The organism is Bradyrhizobium sp. T-12, from assembly GCF_058314695.1.
Map to the genome: position 1 here is coordinate 5,020,833 of NZ_CM177756.1, position 16,951 is coordinate 5,037,783.

The 16,951-nt window shown below is 65.2% G+C and carries 14 protein-coding genes; 9 read left to right on the forward strand and 5 right to left on the reverse strand.

Annotated features, from left to right (window positions below; translation table 11 throughout):
- Window positions 1-9: 9 nt before the first annotated feature.
- Both AC0WRY_RS24035 and AC0WRY_RS24040 read right to left on the reverse strand, forming a co-directional pair.
- Window positions 10-1,419, reverse strand: coding sequence for an MFS transporter (locus tag AC0WRY_RS24035; protein WP_491121271.1), 1,410 nt, complete (start codon window positions 1,417-1,419; stop codon window positions 10-12).
- 138 nt (window positions 1,420-1,557) lie between these two features.
- On the reverse strand, window positions 1,558-2,064 hold the full coding sequence (locus AC0WRY_RS24040) for a YciE/YciF ferroxidase family protein (RefSeq protein ID WP_194403272.1): 507 nt from the start codon (window positions 2,062-2,064) through the stop codon (window positions 1,558-1,560).
- A gap of 426 nt (window positions 2,065-2,490) precedes the next feature.
- On the opposite strand from AC0WRY_RS24040, the gene AC0WRY_RS24045 reads away from it, so the two are divergent.
- The 9 genes from AC0WRY_RS24045 to AC0WRY_RS24085 all read left to right on the forward strand — a co-directional run bounded on the left by AC0WRY_RS24045 (window position 2,491) and on the right by AC0WRY_RS24085 (window position 14,401).
- Window positions 2,491-3,573 carry a lysylphosphatidylglycerol synthase transmembrane domain-containing protein gene (locus AC0WRY_RS24045; protein WP_194403273.1) on the forward strand — a complete coding sequence of 361 codons (1,083 nt, stop codon included), beginning with the start codon at window positions 2,491-2,493 and terminating at the stop codon, window positions 3,571-3,573.
- Window positions 3,574-3,659: 86 nt separating this feature from the next.
- Window positions 3,660-5,612 carry an SGNH/GDSL hydrolase family protein gene (locus AC0WRY_RS24050; RefSeq protein ID WP_491121274.1) on the forward strand — a complete coding sequence of 651 codons (1,953 nt, stop codon included), beginning with the start codon at window positions 3,660-3,662 and terminating at the stop codon, window positions 5,610-5,612.
- Between the two features lie 297 nt (window positions 5,613-5,909).
- Window positions 5,910-7,262 carry an MFS transporter gene (locus tag AC0WRY_RS24055; protein WP_259214283.1) on the forward strand — a complete coding sequence of 451 codons (1,353 nt, stop codon included), beginning with the start codon at window positions 5,910-5,912 and terminating at the stop codon, window positions 7,260-7,262.
- 125 nt (window positions 7,263-7,387) lie between these two features.
- Window positions 7,388-8,293 carry a LysR family transcriptional regulator gene (locus tag AC0WRY_RS24060; RefSeq protein WP_194403276.1) on the forward strand — a complete coding sequence of 302 codons (906 nt, stop codon included), beginning with the start codon at window positions 7,388-7,390 and terminating at the stop codon, window positions 8,291-8,293.
- Between the two features lie 131 nt (window positions 8,294-8,424).
- Window positions 8,425-9,369, forward strand: coding sequence for a 5-dehydro-4-deoxyglucarate dehydratase (gene kdgD, locus AC0WRY_RS24065; RefSeq protein WP_259214290.1), 945 nt, complete (start codon window positions 8,425-8,427; stop codon window positions 9,367-9,369).
- A gap of 24 nt (window positions 9,370-9,393) precedes the next feature.
- Entirely contained in the window at window positions 9,394-10,737 is a 1,344-nt protein-coding gene (gene gudD, locus AC0WRY_RS24070) for a glucarate dehydratase (protein ID WP_491121277.1), read from the forward strand.
- A gap of 75 nt (window positions 10,738-10,812) precedes the next feature.
- Window positions 10,813-12,261 carry an aldehyde dehydrogenase family protein gene (locus tag AC0WRY_RS24075; RefSeq protein ID WP_491121279.1) on the forward strand — a complete coding sequence of 483 codons (1,449 nt, stop codon included), beginning with the start codon at window positions 10,813-10,815 and terminating at the stop codon, window positions 12,259-12,261.
- A 138-nt stretch (window positions 12,262-12,399) separates the two neighbouring features.
- A complete protein-coding gene (gene garD / locus AC0WRY_RS24080) occupies window positions 12,400-13,941 on the forward strand; it encodes a galactarate dehydratase (protein WP_491121281.1) in 1,542 nt (513 codons plus the stop codon).
- A 190-nt stretch (window positions 13,942-14,131) separates the two neighbouring features.
- Window positions 14,132-14,401: a hypothetical protein gene (locus AC0WRY_RS24085; protein ID WP_491121283.1), complete on the forward strand. Its 270-nt coding sequence runs from the start codon at window positions 14,132-14,134 to the stop codon at window positions 14,399-14,401.
- Window positions 14,402-14,455: 54 nt separating this feature from the next.
- Here the strand turns inward: AC0WRY_RS24085 and AC0WRY_RS24090 are convergent, their stop codons facing one another.
- The 3 genes from AC0WRY_RS24090 to AC0WRY_RS24100 all read right to left on the reverse strand — a co-directional run bounded on the left by AC0WRY_RS24090 (window position 14,456) and on the right by AC0WRY_RS24100 (window position 16,788).
- A complete protein-coding gene (locus AC0WRY_RS24090) occupies window positions 14,456-14,812 on the reverse strand; it encodes a hypothetical protein (protein WP_491121285.1) in 357 nt (118 codons plus the stop codon).
- 248 nt (window positions 14,813-15,060) lie between these two features.
- Window positions 15,061-15,654, reverse strand: coding sequence for a DUF2147 domain-containing protein (locus AC0WRY_RS24095; RefSeq protein ID WP_194403283.1), 594 nt, complete (start codon window positions 15,652-15,654; stop codon window positions 15,061-15,063).
- A gap of 105 nt (window positions 15,655-15,759) precedes the next feature.
- Window positions 15,760-16,788: an NAD(P)/FAD-dependent oxidoreductase gene (locus tag AC0WRY_RS24100; protein WP_491121287.1), complete on the reverse strand. Its 1,029-nt coding sequence runs from the start codon at window positions 16,786-16,788 to the stop codon at window positions 15,760-15,762.
- Window positions 16,789-16,951 lie beyond the last annotated feature (163 nt).

Sequence of the window (16,951 nt, forward strand, 5' to 3'; positions counted from 1 at the left end):
TTCACATTGTCATTCTCGCGCCGGTGCACCGAAGCCGATCACCGCCGCCGCCAGCAACAAGACCGCCGCTGAAATAATCAACGACACATGCAGGCCTTCCATGAAGGCGCCTGTTCCCGCCATCAGCGATCCAAACAAGGCAACGCCGAGGACGCTGCCGGTCTGCCGCGTCGCGTTGAGGACGCCCGCCGCGATGCCGGAGCGCGCTTTGTCGACGCTGCCCAGCAAGGTCGAGGTCAGCGGCGGTACCAATAGCCCTAGGCCGCCGCTGATCGCGATCATCTGCCCGCAGATCATCCAATAGCTCGTGTCGGCCGCGATCCACAGCAGACCGAGACAGCCGAGCGCCGACACGCAGGCGCCGACGACGATGGTCGGGCACGCGCCGATGCGCTCGGCGAGGCGCGGCGCCAGCAGATTGATCGGCAGCACCGCCGCCATCATCGGCACGAAAGCAAGCCCGGTCCACCACGCCGACAGCCCGTTGATCCGCTGGAAGTACAGGCTGAGCACGAAGATCAGGCCGTAGATGGCGATGTTGACGAGCAGGCCGACGAGCGAGGTGAGCGCGAACAGCCTGTGGCTGAACAGCGACAACGGCAGCATCGGCTGCGCCGCGCGCCTCTCGCGCCAGATGAAGAGCGCAGCGAGAATGGCAGAGCCGGCAAAGCCTGCGATCACCGCCGGATGTCTCCAACCCAGCGCACCGCCTTCGATAATGGCGCCGGCCAGCGCCCCCAGCGCTCCGATCGCGGCAAGCTGGCCGGGCAAATCGATCTCGCGCGAGCGCGCCCGTGTGGTCTCGCTGGCATAGCGCCAGCTCAGCCACAGGCCGGCGAGCCCGATCGGCAGATTGACCAGGAAGATGGCGCGCCATCCGACCAGCGTGATCAGCGCGCCGCCGACGAAGGGGCCGGCGGTGAGAGCAAGGCTGGCTCCGGCTGCCCAGACCGCAACGGCGCGGCCGCGTGCGCGGTCGTCCGCATAGGCATGATTGAGCAGCGCAAGCGAGTTCGGCACCAGGATCGCCGCCGCCAGCCCCTGGACCAGCCGGGCGCCGATCAGCACGGTCGCATTGGGTGACAGCGCGCAGGCGAGCGAGGCCGCGGTGAAGATGGCGAACCCCGCCATGAAGACGCGCTTGGCGCCGATCCGGTCGCCGAGAGCGCCAGCCGTCAGGATGAAGGCGGCAAACGCGATAGTGTAGGCGCTGACCACCCATTGCAGCTCGGCGACGCCGCCGCCGAGCGCCCGGCCCATCGCATCGAGTGCCGTGTTGACGATGGTGACGTCGAGCTGCACCACGCCATAGCCGAGACTCATTGCGGCCAGCGTGAGAGAAGTCGCAAGAGCCGAGCCCGCGCGTGGCGTGTCGGCCCTGCCGTCGAAGGTTTCATATTTGATGGTGTTGGCTCGCATGCTGCACCTCGATTGCAGCCCCATGCGACATGTACGCCTTTAACCCTCCGTCATGCTTCGAGAACGACCGAATAATGATGTTGAGCGTGAAAGCGCCGCGCGGACTACCGCGCGGCGCCAATCATGGTTGGCCTTGCATCAGCTCGCCGCGCGCAAATTCACCTTGCTCTCGGCGAGCGTCGTCAGCTTCTTGTCGGTCGCCTTTTCCTCCTCGAGCGTCTTGGCGAGCACGCTGGCGCAATCGTTGCGGCCGAGCTGCTTGGCCCAGGCGATCAGGCTGCCGTAGCGCACGATCTCGTAATGTTCGGCGGCCTGTGCCGCGTTGATCAGCGCGGCATCGAGCACCGCCTTGTCGGCGACTTCGCCGGCGGTCTCGTCGGCTTCCTCGATGATGCCGTCGATCGCCGGACAGTCGACCGCCTTCACGGGGACGCCATGCATCTTGAACACTTCCTCGAGCCGCTTGACGTGCTCCTTGGTCTCCTCGAGGTGCGTCAAAAAGCCCTGTTTCAGCTGTGGATCCGTGGCCTTGCTTGCCATCTTCGGCAGCGCCTTGGTCAATTGCTGCTCGGCGTAATAGATGTCCTGGAGCTGGTGCACGAACAGGTCATTCATGGTCTTGATATCTTTTGTGAACAGTCCCATCGTTCCGTCCTCTTCCGGTTCTTGGAACACGAAGGCCGCGGCTTGCACGAAAAGCCGCTTATTCCGCCATGCTCGGTTGCTGATGGGGCCCAACGAGCGCCCGGCATCGACGTTCCAAAAAAGACCCGTAAGGCTTGCGCTGGAACAATGCGGCCGGCGCCGGGACCTGAAATCATAGGGCCCATACGAACGCACGAGCCGGCCGGTTTCACGACTCATATGCTTAACGCGCCTCCGATGTGAACCACGTATGACAAAGTGGCCGGTCCAGCGCAGAACCTCTTGTTGTCAAGGGCTGCACAAGCCGCTGTTTTTGCCTTAAATGAGCTGGATCATGTCGAGCGATCGATGCCTGCCTTTGGCCATGATCACACCCGACTGGCCAATGCCTGGCCCGGTCGGTCTTGCCCCCCGCCGGGAGGATGAATGCACGGACTGCTGCCCGCGCTGAAACGCGGCTTCAAGAGATGGATCGGCTGGCGACGCCTTGGCGTTGCCGCGAGCATCTTCATCATCGCTTTCGCGATCACCACGCTGGTGCGGACCCTCAAGGGCATCGATACCGGGGTCATCCTGACTGCGTTAACCGAGATCCCCCGCGGGAGCATCGGGCTGGCGGCGATCTGCGTGTTTTTCGCGTTCTGTACGCTGACCTTCTACGATTTTTTTGCACTGCGAACGATCGGCAAGAAGCACGTGCCCTATCGCATCGCGGCGCTCTCCAGCTTCACGTCCTATTCGATCGGCCACAACATCGGCGCCACCGTGTTCACCGGGGGCGCGATCCGCTTCCGGATCTATTCGGACTACGGCTTGAACGCGATCGACGTCGCCAAGATCTGCTTCCTGTCGGGCCTGACCTTCTGGCTCGGTAACATCTTCGTGCTCTCGATCGGCATGGCGATCCATCCGGATGCGGCGTCCTCGATGGATCAGCTGCCGTCGTCGATCAACCGGCTGATCGCGCTTGGCGGCCTCGCCTCGATCGGCGCCTATCTGGTCTGGCTCTGCATGGGCGAAAAGCGACGCGAGCTCGGCCAGAAGGGCTGGAAGGTGGTGCTGCCTTCCGCGCCGCTGACCCTGGTCCAGATTCTGATCGGGGTGGTCGATCTCGGCTTCTGTGCCACGGCGATGTACCTCCTGATGCCGGCCAACCCGCCGATCGACTTCATGTCGCTCGCCGTGGTGTTCATCCTGGCGACGCTGCTCGGATTCGCCAGCCATGCGCCCGGCTCGATCGGCGTGTTCGACGCCGCCATGCTGCTGGCGCTGCCCGAATTCGGCCGTGAGCAGCTCCTGGCGACGCTCCTGGTGTTTCGCATTCTCTATTTCGTGATCCCGTTCGGCCTTGCCATCTCCATCATGGGCACCCGCGAGCTCTGGATGAACGTGGTGGAGCCCTGGCAGGAGCGGCGGCGGCTGGCGGAGGCCTGTGCCCAGGCCAATCTGCCCAAGGAGGTGACGCCCATGGAGCGCGAGCGGTTGCTGCGGCAGGCCAACAAGCGCTGAAATGGTCGGCCCGGACCAAAGGGTTGCGGGCGGCGGCGCAATGCTCTCTTATTTCCGCCTCAACTTTGCCGTTGAAGACGCGGGCCATGATCCCTGTATTCCTTCGTACCCTCTCCGCCTGCGCCCTGCTGCTGGCCGGGCTTTTGACCGTTTTGCCGGCAGAACGCGCCGCCGCCCAGGATGCCGGCACGCTGCAGATCAGTTGGGAGGTACGTAATCGCTTCCGGCTGTTCCGCGAGGAGCGCGACTTCCTGCTCCATGTCGAGAATGCGCGTAACCGCAACATCCTCGCCGCAGAACAATCGCTGGAGCAGCAGAGCGAAGGCCGCGGCTGGGCCCGCAACATGGTCAACCGCCTCTGCATCGACCTCCAGGGCCGCGTCAACCAGCCCTGCACCCGCGACAACACCAAGGAAAACTACCTCACCCCGATCGACCATCCCGTCACCGTACGCCTCGTCGGCGCGGTGCCGGTCGGCGCCATCTGCGCCTGGTCGTTCGACGACGGCGACGGCCCGCAACAATCGACCTTCGATTGCGCCGAGCCGATCAATTTGCGTGTCCGCTACGGCAAGCCGACGGTCGCGACCGTCGATGTCTCCTCCGGCTCCGATCCAACCCAGAAGATCCAGACCGAGATTCAGGTCCGCGACATCTTCGTCGCCGGCCTCGGCGACAGCATCGCCTCGGGCGAGGGCAATCCGGACCGGCCGCTGGCGCTGTCCGACGAAGGTTTCTGCTTCCGCTCTTATCTCGGCACCGCCGGCGGACAGTACTATCGGCCGAGCCGCCACGGCTACAAGGGCGGCCGCGCCTGCGAGGCGCCGGATACGCTCGCCAACTGGCAACGCTACAGTGCGCTCTGGTTCAACGCGCCCTGCCACCGCTCGCTGTACAGCTACCAGACGCGCACCGCGCTGGCCCTCGCGGTGCGCTACACCCACATTGCCGTGACCTATCTGCCGCTCGCCTGCACCGGTGCCAGCATCAGCGACGGGCTGCTCGGCTCGCAGCGCGCCCGCGAATGCCCGCCCGGCAAGACCGGGGTCTGCAACACCAGCGTGAACGCCCAGGTCGCCGAGCTGCGCGAGGCGCTGACCGCGGCGAAGAAGCGCCAGCCCGATCGCACGCTCGACCTCGTGCTGATCTCGGCCGGCGCCAACGATGTCTATTTCTCCGGCCTGGTCGCCGACGTCATCGTCGACACCGCGACCGAGCGGGCGCTGTTTCGCCGCTCCGGCGTGATGGCGAGCGTCGACGATTCCCGCGATGCGCTGGCCCGCGAGCTGCCGCAGAACTTCGTCAAGCTGCGCGAGGCCTTGAAGCCGCTGGTCGGCGGCGATCTCTCCCACGTCGTCTATGTCTCCTACGCCAATCCCGCGCTTGCCGATGGCGGCGTGCCCTGCCGTGGCGGCCGCGCCGGGTTCGACATCCATCCGTCCTTCAACGCCGACCCGCAGCGCCTCGCCCGCGTCTCGACCTTCGTCGACACCGAGTTCTTGCCCCAATTGAAGGCGCTCGCCACCTGCACCCGCGGCGCGCTGTGCCGCGATCCCGAGGCCGACCGCATGACCTTCGTTGATGCGCATCAGGCCGCCTTCGCCGATCACGGCTTTTGCGCGCATTCGGGCAACGATCCCGAATTCGACCGCGCCTGCTTTGCCGAGAACGGCCAGAGCTTCAATCCTGATATCGTGAGCGCAGCGAGCCAGCCGATGCTGTGCGGCCGTGGCGCCTCGGAATACCGCGCCTACCTGCCCCGCGGGCGCTGGATCCGCGACGCCAACGACAGCTACTTCGCCGCGATGACCTATCCGCAAGGGCTGCCGGCGGCGAGCCAGCCGACCGACATCCACGACGCCACATGGGGCGTGCTCTCCGCCGTCTATGGCGGCGCGGTGCACCCGAGCGCCGAGGGGCATGCGGCGATGGCGGATGCGGCATTGCCGGCCGCGAGTGCCGTGCTCGGACTGGATGCCGTGCCGCCGGGCGTGACGCGCGGGGTGCTGCCGCAGCTGTTGCCGAGCGCGCAGCAGTAAGCAACGCTGCCTTCGCAAACTCAATGTCATCGTCCGCGCAGCCGGACGATCCAATAATCCGTAACAGCTGCAATTGAATCGAGACGCTGCGGCATGCTGAATTCCCCGCCTGCGCGGGGAATGACCATGGAGTGCGCTGTGAGCGCATTCGCCATCTCCACGCAATCGTTCCCCTCATCTGCCGTTCCATCAATCCAAAAACGGCATCGATCGATACTGCCTTGAACTTGGACACTCCGCCGCACGCGCCTCTAGGAGTCGCCTGGAGGAAATGTTCGAGTTTCAAGGAGGCGCCTGATGAGCGCAGTGGTGTCCGCAGCGGACGTGAGGCGATCTCGCGTCAGGCTGTTCATCGTGACCATGTTGTTCCTGGTCACGACAGTGAATTATGCCGACCGCGCCACGCTGTCGATCGCAGGTCCCGCACTCTCCAAGGAGCTGCATCTCGATCCCGTCGCCATGGGCTGGATCTTCTCGGCGTTCGGCTGGTCCTATGTCGTGGCGCAGGTGCCGGGCGGCTGGCTGCTCGACCGTTACGGCTCGCGCCTCGTCTATGCCTTCAGCATCATCATCTGGTCGCTGTTCACGCTGATGCAGGGCTGGGTCGGCTTCCTCAGCGCCGGCACGGCCGTCGTGGTGCTGTTCGCGCTCCGCCTCCTGGTCGGCGTCGCGGAAGCGCCGTCCTTTCCCGCCAATGCCCGCATCGTCGCCGCTTGGTTTCCGGGCAATGAGCGCGGCACTGCGTCGGCCTTCTTCAACTCCGGACAGTATTTCGCGACCGTGATCTTCGCGCCGCTGATGGGCTGGATCGCCCACTCGTACGGCTGGCGCTTCGTGTTCTTCGTGATGGGCGCGCTCGGCATCGTCATGGGCTTCGCCTGGCTCAAGACCATCTACGGCCCGAAGGAGCATCCCTCGATCAACGAGGCCGAGTTCGACTACATCAAGAACGGCGGCGCGCTGGTCGATCTCGACGCGCCCAAGGACGACCTGCCGCGCGCGCGGTCGCCCGAGGCCGGCTCCGGCTGGGACCACATCCGCCAGCTGCTCTCCAACCGCATGATGCTCGGCGTCTATCTCGGCCAATACTGCATCAACACGTTGACCTATTTCTTCCTGACCTGGTTTCCGGTCTACCTCGTCAAGGAGCGCGGCCTGTCGATTCTGCAGGCCGGCTTCGTCGCGACCCTGCCGGCGCTGTGCGGCTTCATCGGCGGCGTGCTCGGCGGCATCATCTCGGACGCGATCCTGCGCCGGACCGGCTCGCTGACCATGGCGCGCAAGATCCCGATCGTCGGCGGCATGCTGCTGTCGATGTCGATCATCGCCTGCAACTATGTCGACGGACAGGCGCTGGTGGTCGGCTTCATGGCGCTCGCCTTCTTCGGCAAGGGCATCGGCGCGCTCGGCTGGGCCGTCGTTTCCGACACCTCGCCGAAGGAAGCCGGCGGCGTCTCCGGCGGCCTGTTCAACACCTTCGGCAACCTCTCCTCGATCACCACGCCGATCGTGATCGGCTACATCCTGGCCGCGACCGGCTCGTTCAACGGCGCACTGGTGTTCGTCGGCCTCAACGCGTTGGTGGCGGCGTTCGCCTACCTCGTCATCGTCGGCAAGATCGAGCGGGTGACGCTCAAACGTTCCTCCTGAGGGCTCCCATGGGAGCTTGACCAGGCAACTCAACGGCGGCCCTCAGAAGCCGCCGTCTTTGTTTTTGGGGGTGATCGATGCTAGAAGTCCCGGGGAAACGCCTTATTCATCTAAGGCATGTATCGATGTTCGACCTCAACCAGCTCCGCTGTTTCGTCACGGTGGCCGAAGAACTGCATTTCGGCCGCGCCGCCGCGCGGCTGAACATGACCCAGCCGCCGCTGTCCCGGCAGATCCAGGTGCTCGAGCACATCATCGATGCGCCGCTGCTGGAGCGCACCAGCCGCTCGGTCCGCCTCACCCCTGCCGGGCGCAGCTTCCTGCCGGAGGCGCGGCGCATCCTGAAGCTGGCGGAAAGCGCCTCGCAGGTCGCCCGACGCATCGCGCTCGGCAAGACCGGCTCGCTGAAGATCGGCTTCACCGCGGCCGCCGCCTACGGCTTCCTGCCGGAACTGGTCGCAGCCTGCCGCGCAAAATTGCCCGAGGTGGATTTCTCGCTGAAGGAGATGGTGTCGGGCGACCAGTTCGAGGCGCTGACTTCGGGCCAGATCGACGCCGGCCTGCTCCGGCCGCCGATCGCGCGGCCCGAGCTCACCAGCCGCCGCGTCGTCGCCGAGCCCCTGCTCGCCGCGATCCCGAAGAAGCATCCGCTGGCGAGCGCCGACAGCATCACCATCAAGGATTTCGACGACCAGCCCTTCGTGATGTATTCGCCCTATGAGAGCCGCTACTTCCACGATCTCCTGGTGGCGCAATTCACCCGCGCCGACGTGCTGCCGCGCTATGTCCAGCATCTCAGCCAGATCCACTCGATCCTCGCCATGGTCCGCGCCGGACTCGGCCTTGCCATCGTGCCGGCCGCGGCTGCGGGCCTGAAGATTTCCGACGTCCGGCTGCGTCCGCTCAAGCTGCGGGGCCGCGTGCCGGTCGAGTTGTTCATGGTCTGGCGCCGCGACGACGAGAATCCGCTGCTCTCGGCACTGGTCAAAATCGCCGGTGAATTGTCCTCCGCGGAGGTGGCGGAGGATTGATGCTCAATCCGCATCGGTCGATATAGGCTTTAGCTTGGACCCGCATCGAACGGTCTCCTAAACCACGGCGCATGGACGCGCAGGCATCGAGGCCCGCGTCCTCCACAACACGCACGAAGGGAACAGCGCCCGTGAGCAAGATGACCCCGCAGGAAATGGCCCAGAAGATCGGATCCGGCCTCCTGTCCTTTCCCGTCACGCCATTCAAGGCTGACTACTCCTTCGACGAGGCGACCTACCGCGCCAACATGGACTGGCTGTGCGGCTACGACGTCGCGGGCCTGTTCGCCGCCGGCGGCACCGGCGAATTCTTCTCGCTGACGCCGACCGAAGTTCCTGAAGTCGTGAAGGTTGCCGTCGACGAGACCAAGGGCCGCGTGCCCGTGCTCGCCGGCACCGGCTACGGCACGGCGATCGCGCGCGAGATCGCGATCGGCGCGGAAAAGGCCGGCGCCGACGGTTTGTTGCTGCTGCCGCCCTATCTCACCCATGCCGAGCAGGAGGGCCTTGCCGCCCATGTCGAGGCAGTCTGCGCGGCCGTGAAGATCGGCGTCATCGTCTACAACCGCGACAACGCCATCCTGCAGCCCGACACGCTCGCCCGCCTTGCCGAGCGCTGTCCGAACCTCGTCGGCTACAAGGACGGCATCGGCGACATCGAGCTGATGACCCGCGTCTACACCAAGCTCGGCGACCGCCTGACCTATGTCGGCGGCCTGCCGACCGCGGAGACCTTCGCGCTGCCCTATCTCGACATGGGCGTGACGACCTATTCCTCCGCCGTGTTCAACTTCGTGCCGGAATTCGCCACCAATTTCTACGCGGCCGTGCGCAAGCGCGACCACGCCACGATCCAGGCCGGCTTGAAGGATTTCATCCTGCCGCTGATCGCGATCCGCAACCGCAAGAAGGGCTATGCGGTCTCGATCATCAAGGCCGGCATGAAGGTGATCGGCCGCGACTCCGGCCCGGTCCGCCCTCCGCTCACCGACCTCACCGAGCAGGAGATCGCGGAAGTGACCGCGCTGGTGAAGAATCTGCCCGCCATCCGATCGACACAACAGGCGGCAGAATAGGCCGACCACAACGAGGAGCGAGCGATGGCCCTGACCGAGATTTCCGGCGCACCAATCGTCACGGCGATGCAGGTGATCCCGGTCGCCGGCCGCGACAGCATGCTCCTCAATCTGAGCGGCGCGCACGCGCCGTTCTTCACCCGCAACATCATCATCCTCACCGACAATGCCGGCCACACCGGCGTCGGCGAGGTGCCGGGCGGGCAGAAGATCTGGCAGACGCTGCAGGACGCGCGCGACCTCGTGATCGGCAAGACCGTCGGCGCGATGAACAACATCCTCGCCGACGTCCGCACGGCTTTCGCCGACCGCGATGCCGGCGGCCGCGGCAAGCAGACCTTCGATCTGCGCGTGATGATCCACGCGGTCACCGCGATCGAATCCGCGCTGCTTGATCTGCTGGGTCAGCACCTCAACCTGCCGGTCGCCGCCCTGCTCGGCGAAGGCCAGCAGCGCAGCAGCGTCGAGACGCTCGGTTATCTCTTCTTCGTCGGCGATCGGCGCAAGAGCAAGCTCAGCTACGTCAGCGGCGAGACCGGCAAACCCGAATGGTTCAACCTCCGCCACCAGGAGGCGATGACGCCGGAGGCCGTGGTGCGGCTCGCGGAAGCCACCCACGACCATTACGGCTTCGCCGACTTCAAGCTGAAGGGCGGCGTGCTGCGCGGCGAGCGGGAGATCGAGGCCGTCACCGCCATCGCAAAGCGTTTTCCCAACGCGCGCGTGACGCTCGACCCCAACGGCGCCTGGTCGCTCGACGAGGCGATCAAGCTTTGCAAGGGCATGCACGGCATCCTCGCCTATGCCGAGGATCCCTGCGGCGCGGAGGCCGGCTTCTCCGGCCGCGAGATCATGGCCGAGTTCCGCCGCGCCACCGGGCTGCCCACCGCGACCAACATGATCGCGACCGACTGGCGGCAGCTCTCCCATGCGCTGCGCCTGGGGGCGGTAGACATCCCGCTGGCCGATCCCCATTTCTGGACCATGCAGGGCTCGGTGCGCGTCGCCCAGACCTGCCGCGACAATGGCCTGACCTGGGGCTCGCATTCCAACAACCATTTCGACATTTCGCTGGCCATGTTCACCCATGTCGGCGCCGCCGCCCCCGGCAAGGTCACCGCGATCGACACCCACTGGATCTGGCAGGACGGTCAGGCGCTGACCCGAGAGCCGCTTCAGATCAAGGGCGGCAAGATCGCCGTGCCTGACAGGCCGGGCCTGGGCGTCGAAATCGACAGGGCCGCTATCGACGCCGCGCATGACCTCTACAAGCAGCATGGACTTGGCGCCCGGGATGACGCTATTGCCATGCAGGACCTGATCCCCGGCTGGACCTTCGACGACAAGCGTCCGTGCCTGGTACGGTAAACACTCAGGCCTGATCCCGGAAAAGTGGACACCGGTTTCCGATCAGGATCATGCCCCTTGAATATGGAGGAAACGATGACTGCGATCCTTAAGAACTTCATCGGCGGCGAATGGGTCGACGGCTCGGGCGTCACCAGGAACATCAACCCCTCCAACACCAACGACGTTGTCGGCGAATACGCCAAGGCCGACAAGGCGCAGACCGAGAAGGCGATCGCCGCCGCCAAGGCCGCCTTCCCCGCCTGGGCGCAGTCGACGCCGCAGGCGCGCTTCGACGCGCTGAACAAGATTTCGCTGGAAATTCTCGCCCGCAAGGAAGAGCTCGGCCGCCTGCTCGCCCGCGAGGAAGGCAAGACCCTCCCCGAGGGCATCGGCGAAGTCGCCCGCGCCGGCCAGATCTTCGCGTTTTTCGCCGGCGAGGCGCTGCGCCTGATCGGCGAGAAGGGCGCCTCGGTTCGCCCCGGCCTCGACGTCGAGCTCACGCGTGAGCCCGTCGGCGTCGTCGGCATGATCACGCCCTGGAATTTCCCGATTGCGATCCCCGCCTGGAAGATCGCGCCGGCGCTCTGCTACGGCAACACCGTCGTGTTCAAGCCGGCCGAGCTGGTGCCCGGCTCCGGGCACGCGCTCGCCGAGATCATCACCCGCTCCGGCATTCCCGCCGGCGTGTTCAACCTCGTGGTCGGCTCAGGCTCGGTGGTCGGCCAGACCCTGCTCGAGCACCCGGACGTCGCCGCGATCTCCTTCACCGGCTCGGTGCAGACGGGGCGCAAGATCGCGCAGGCCTGCGTGCTCTCGAACCCCATGAAGAAATTCCAGCTCGAGATGGGCGGCAAGAATCCGCTGGTCGTGCTCGACGACGCCGACCTCAAGACCGCCGTCGAGGTCGCCGTCAACGGCGCCTATTTCTCGACCGGTCAGCGCTGCACCGCCTCCTCCCGCCTGATCGTCACCGAAGGCATCCACGACCGCTTCGTCGCGGCGGTGGCTGAGCGCCTGAACAGCCTGTCGGTCGACGACGCACTCAAGGCCGGCGTGCATATCGGCCCCGTGGTCGACCAGAGCCAGCTCGACCAGGATCTGCGCTACATCAAGATCGGCCAGGACGAGGGCGCCAAGCTCGCCTTCGGCGGCGAGCTGCTCAAGCGCGAGAACCCCGGCCATTATCTCGCGCCGGCCCTGTTCACCGAAGCCAACAACAACATGCGCATCGCGCGTGAGGAGATCTTCGGCCCGGTCGCCGCCGTCATCCGCGCCAAGAACTACGAAGAGGCCCTCGCCATCTCCAACGACACCGAGTTCGGCCTTGCCTCCGGCATCTGCACCACCAGCCTGAAATACGCCACGCACTACAAGCGCAACAGCGAGTCCGGCATGGTGATGGTCAATCTGCCGACCGCCGGCGTCGACTATCACGTGCCGTTCGGCGGCCGGAAGGGCTCGAGCTACGGCGCCCGCGAGCAGGGCTCCTACGCCCGCGAGTTCTACACCACGGTGAAGACGGCCTATACGTTCCCGGGCTGATGCACGTTCGTAGGGCGGGCTAGCCGGCGGCTGCGCAAAGCGCAGTGCGCTGGCGTAACCCGCCTCCTATCTTCCAGCATCGAGAGAGGTGGCGGGTTACGCCTACGGCTGACCCGCCCTACAAGACGGAGTCCTCCCATGGACCAGGACGTCGCAGCGAAAGAGCAGCCCCGCTACATCAAGCTCAACGATCGCGACAATGTCGCGATCGTGGTCAATGATTTCGGGCTTCCCGCCGGCTCCCGCTTCGCCAGCGGGCTGACGCTGCGCGCCTTCGTGCCGCAGGGGCACAAGACGGCGCTGGTCGACATCGCGGAAGGCGCGCCGATCATCCGCTACGGCGAGATCATCGGCTATGCGTTGTCGCCGATCCTGGCCGGAGAATGGGTGGACGAGGCGCGCATCCGCATGCCGGAGGCCCCCGACCTCGACAAGCTCGAGATCTCCACCGCCGTCCCCGCCCCGTTGCCGCCGCTCGAAGGTTTTACGTTCGAGGGCTACCGCAATCCGGACGGCTCGGTCGGCACGAAAAACATTCTGGGCATCTCCTCCTCCGTGCAATGCGTCAAGGGCACGATGGAATATGCGGTGAAGCGCATCCGCGCCGAGCTGCTGCCGAAGTACCCCAACGTCGACGACGTCGTGCCGCTGACCCACGCCTATGGCTGCGGCGTCGCCATCACCGCGCCCGACGCCGTGGTGCCGATCCGCACGCTGCAGAACCTCGCGCTCAACCCGAATTTCGGCGGCGAGATTCTGGTGGTCGGCCTCGGCTGCGAAAAACTCGCGCCCGAGCGGCTGGTGCCGGAGGGCGTCAGCGATGCCATCGTGCGGATGCAGGACGAAGCCTTCGACGGCTTTGGCGCGATCGTCGATGCCATCATGACCCAGGCGGAAGCCCGCCTGAAGATCCTCAACAAGCGCACACGCGAGACCTGCCCGGCCTCCGATCTCGTCATCGGCCTGCAATGCGGCGGCAGCGACGCCTTCTCCGGCGTCACCGCGAATCCCGCCGTCGGCTTTGCCGCGGACCTCCTGGTGCGCGCCGGCGCGACCGTGATGTTCTCGGAGGTCACCGAGGTGCGCGACGCCATCCAGCTCCTCACGCGGCGCGCGATCAACGAGGATGTCGGCCGCGCGCTGGTGCGCGAGATGGCCTGGTACGATTCTTATCTGGCCCGCGGCGGCGCCGACCGCAGCGCCAACACCACGCCCGGCAACAAGAAGGGCGGCCTCGCCAACATCGTCGAGAAATCGCTCGGCTCGATCGTCAAGTCCGGATCATCCGCGATCACCGGCGTGCTCTCGCCGGGCGAGAAGGCGACGCAGAAGGGCATGCTGTTCGCGGCAACGCCGGCAAGCGACTTCATCTGCGGCACGCTCCAGCTCGCCTCCGGCATGACGCTGCAGGTGTTCACCACTGGCCGCGGCACGCCCTACGGCCTTGCAGCGGCGCCCGTGATCAAGGTCGCGACCCGCAGCGAGCTCGCGCGGCGCTGGAAGGACCTGATCGACTTCGATTCAGGCAGCATCGCCACCGGCGAGAAGACCATCGAGGAATGCGGCTGGGACCTGTTCCGCCTGATCCTCGATGTCGCCTCCGGCCGCACCAAGCCATGGTCGGACCGCTGGGGCATCCACAACGATCTCACGCTGTTCAATCCGGCGCCGGTGACCTGAAGCGCCGACTTGGGTCTCCGCGAAACCGTCCGGAAACATTGGCGCGGAAAACTTCGTCGCCATTTCGTGCTGTCGCCTGACGCAATCAAGAAGTTCGTCAATGGACACATGAATGTTCGCACAGGAGCGAACCTGTTCCGGCATCGTCACGACCAAACCTCCGATTGACATCTTCAACGGAGATTTTCCAATGCGTGTTCTCACAATGATTGCCCTCGCCAGCGACGTGATTGCGAGCTCGACCTGCGCGTTCGCCGGAGAGCTTCCCTCTTACGAAGTGAAGTCGTTGCCGATCTCGGCGACCCAGGTGCAGGTGCTCGGCGGTGCCGGTGTCGAGGAGCAGTCGACCGCGCCCACCATGATCGTCGCCGGCATGCCCGCCTCGCCCGCACAGGTCTCGGTGTTGTCGCCGCGCGTCAAGCGGCTTGCGAGTGCAAATTCGGAAAGCGAGGCGCGCTAAAACCTACCGCATCGCTTGCGGCGCCTGCATCCGGTGCGGGCGCCGTCAGCGTTTTCAGGTCATGCTGCCCGGCATGAAGCAGCGCACGCGCGGATGACCGTCGATATAGTGCTTCCACACCATGGTGCGGCCGATCTTGTTCGGCACGGTGATCACGGCACCGTCGGGCACCACGACCCACTCGTCGTCGATGCGGACGCGGTAGCGGCCGCGATCGGACTCCCAATCGACGTCGGCAATGATGTAGCCGTCGGCGTCGGTGCAGCACTGGCCGAATTCGCTGTGCAGGCTTTCGAACCAGGGTTTCAACGGCGAGTTGGCGTAGCGCCCGTCGTCACGCGCCTGGGCCGGGAATGTCAGAAGCGACGTCACGCCCAGCAGCGTCGCTGCGCACAAGCTTGAAAATTTCATCTCGTCGTCCCGCGATCACAATGATCCGTGCGGGGGACGACAACGCCATCCGTTGCCCGCGCCTTGAATCCGGCGCGGCACCGGCGACTCGTTCCCCCAGCAGCTGACGATAACTATGCAAATCCGCTGCCAGCGCGCATTCCGGGGAACTACTGCCGCAGGCGCAAAGGCATCCGCCTTTCGACGGATGCGGCCTAGGATCAAAATCCGACGCCGAGACGGCGATGCTCAAGAAGACCGCAACCGGTCTACTGCTTCGCCGGTGCCATCATCATGCCGCCGCCCTTCTTCGGTGCGGGTGCCGGCGGCTTGGTCGCCGCCGCCTGCGCGGGCAGATATTTTGCCACGATGGCGGGATCGACCTGGGCGATGTTGGCGTCAGGCAGGCGCGTCCAGGCCTCGTCCTTGCCGAGCAGCGAAATCCCGAGATAGCCGCGCAGCGTCAAGGTCTGACCGTCGGGACTGACCTTCATGTTGGCCTTCCAGATCTGGCCATCGCGCGGATTGAGCACGTTGCCGCCTTCGTACTTCAAGCCTTCGCGCTTCATGTTGCGGACGAAGGAGATGCCGAGCACAGGCGCGTTCTTGCGGTCGTCGGTACACTTGCTGCAGATCTCGTTCGGATCGTCGCCGGGGCGCGGGAAGGTCTTTGCGATCACGCCTTCGAAGATGCCGTTGCGGTCGATGAAGAGAAACCATCCGACCGTCTTGCCGTCTTCGACCTTCTGCCACAGGCCCGCCGCCGTGGGCTCGGCGGTCTGCGCCGCAGACGGTGTCACCGTCGCGAGCGACAATGCGAGCGCGAGGAAGGGGAGCAGCCGAAAGCTGGAAAAATTCCGCATTAGATCACCTTGTTAGTCCACGACCGGAATGGCCGCAGACTACGGCGATTTCGCGAACGGTTCCAGCACCAGAAACATGGGGCAACCCCTTGCCGCCCGTTGCCGTCAGTTGACACCGAGCTTCTTTTGCAGGCTGGAGGACGAGGTCGTGTACTGGAACACGAGCCGCTTCTCCGGATAAACGTAGCGATGGGCTTTTTGCGACATCAGCGCGCCCTCGTGGAAGCCGCACAGGATCAGCTTGATCTTGCCGGGATAGGTGTTGATGTCGCCGATCGCGAAGATGCCGGGCACGTTGGTCTCGAACGCGGAGGTCTCGACCGGCACCAGATTGTTCTCCAGCGCAATGCCCCAATTCGCGACCGGACCGAGCTTCATGGTCAGTCCGAAGAACGGCAGCATGGTGTCGCAGGCGACTTCGCTGATGCTGTTGTCGTTGCCCTTGACGGTGGCACCACTGAGTTTGCCGTCGGCACCGGAGAGCGCGGTGACCTGGCCGAGCCGCAGATCCATCTTGCCGCCGGCAACCAGCGCCCGCATCTGCTCGACGCTGTGAGGCGCGGCGCGAAACTCGTCGCGCCGGTGCAGCAGCGTGATGCGCTTGGCGATCGGATGCAGATTGAGCGTCCAGTCGAGCGCGGAATCGCCGCCGCCGACGATCAGCACGTTCTTGTCGCGGAACGTTTCCATCTTGCGCACGGCGTAATGGACCGAGGTGCCTTCATAGGCCTCGATGCCCGGCACCGGCGGACGCTTGGGCTGGAACGAGCCGCCGCCGGCCGCGATCACCAGCACCTTGCATTCGAACACCTTGCCCGCATCCGTGGTGCAGCGAAACAAGGGATCGCCGATCTTCTCCACGGTCTCGACCATCTCGCCGAGATGGAAGGTCGGATGGAACGGCTTGATCTGCTCCATCAGCGCGTCCGTGAGGCCCTGCCCCGAAACCTGCGGAATGCCGGGAATGTCGTAGATCGGCTTTTCCGGATAGAGCTCGGCACACTGGCCGCCGACCTTGTCGAGGATGTCGACGAAATGCGTCTTCATGTCGAGAAGGCCAAGCTCGAAGGCGGCGAACAGACCGCAGGGGCCGGCGCCAATAATCAGCACATCGGTTTTGATCGCGTCGCTCATGTCGTCTCTTTGTCTGTCGTTATCTGTTGGACGGCGCCCTTTGGGCAGAGGTGACCCCGCCTGTCTAGCCAACGGGGATGGATCAGGGAAGGCATAAAAGCGGGAGCGCCCCGCGGCCGCGCCCACTTGCCGGGGCAGGATAACTGGGCTGTAACCAGCAAGG

Bases quoted from the DNA above. Each gene is read 5' to 3' on its own strand.
- AC0WRY_RS24035 (WP_491121271.1), bottom strand. From the start codon at position 1,419: ATGCGAGCCAACACCATCAAATATGAAACCTTCGACGGCAGGGCCGAC.
- AC0WRY_RS24095 (WP_194403283.1), bottom strand. From the start codon at position 15,654: ATGCGGAATTTTTCCAGCTTTCGGCTGCTCCCCTTCCTCGCGCTCGCA.
- AC0WRY_RS24060 (WP_194403276.1), top strand. From the start codon at position 7,388: ATGTTCGACCTCAACCAGCTCCGCTGTTTCGTCACGGTGGCCGAAGAA.
- AC0WRY_RS24075 (WP_491121279.1), top strand. From the start codon at position 10,813: ATGACTGCGATCCTTAAGAACTTCATCGGCGGCGAATGGGTCGACGGC.
- gudD (WP_491121277.1), top strand. From the start codon at position 9,394: ATGGCCCTGACCGAGATTTCCGGCGCACCAATCGTCACGGCGATGCAG.
- garD (WP_491121281.1), top strand. From the start codon at position 12,400: ATGGACCAGGACGTCGCAGCGAAAGAGCAGCCCCGCTACATCAAGCTC.
- AC0WRY_RS24045 (WP_194403273.1), top strand. From the start codon at position 2,491: ATGCACGGACTGCTGCCCGCGCTGAAACGCGGCTTCAAGAGATGGATC.
- AC0WRY_RS24055 (WP_259214283.1), top strand. From the start codon at position 5,910: ATGAGCGCAGTGGTGTCCGCAGCGGACGTGAGGCGATCTCGCGTCAGG.
- AC0WRY_RS24100 (WP_491121287.1), bottom strand. From the start codon at position 16,788: ATGAGCGACGCGATCAAAACCGATGTGCTGATTATTGGCGCCGGCCCC.
- AC0WRY_RS24090 (WP_491121285.1), bottom strand. From the start codon at position 14,812: ATGAAATTTTCAAGCTTGTGCGCAGCGACGCTGCTGGGCGTGACGTCG.
- AC0WRY_RS24050 (WP_491121274.1), top strand. From the start codon at position 3,660: ATGATCCCTGTATTCCTTCGTACCCTCTCCGCCTGCGCCCTGCTGCTG.
- AC0WRY_RS24040 (WP_194403272.1), bottom strand. From the start codon at position 2,064: ATGGGACTGTTCACAAAAGATATCAAGACCATGAATGACCTGTTCGTG.
- AC0WRY_RS24085 (WP_491121283.1), top strand. From the start codon at position 14,132: ATGCGTGTTCTCACAATGATTGCCCTCGCCAGCGACGTGATTGCGAGC.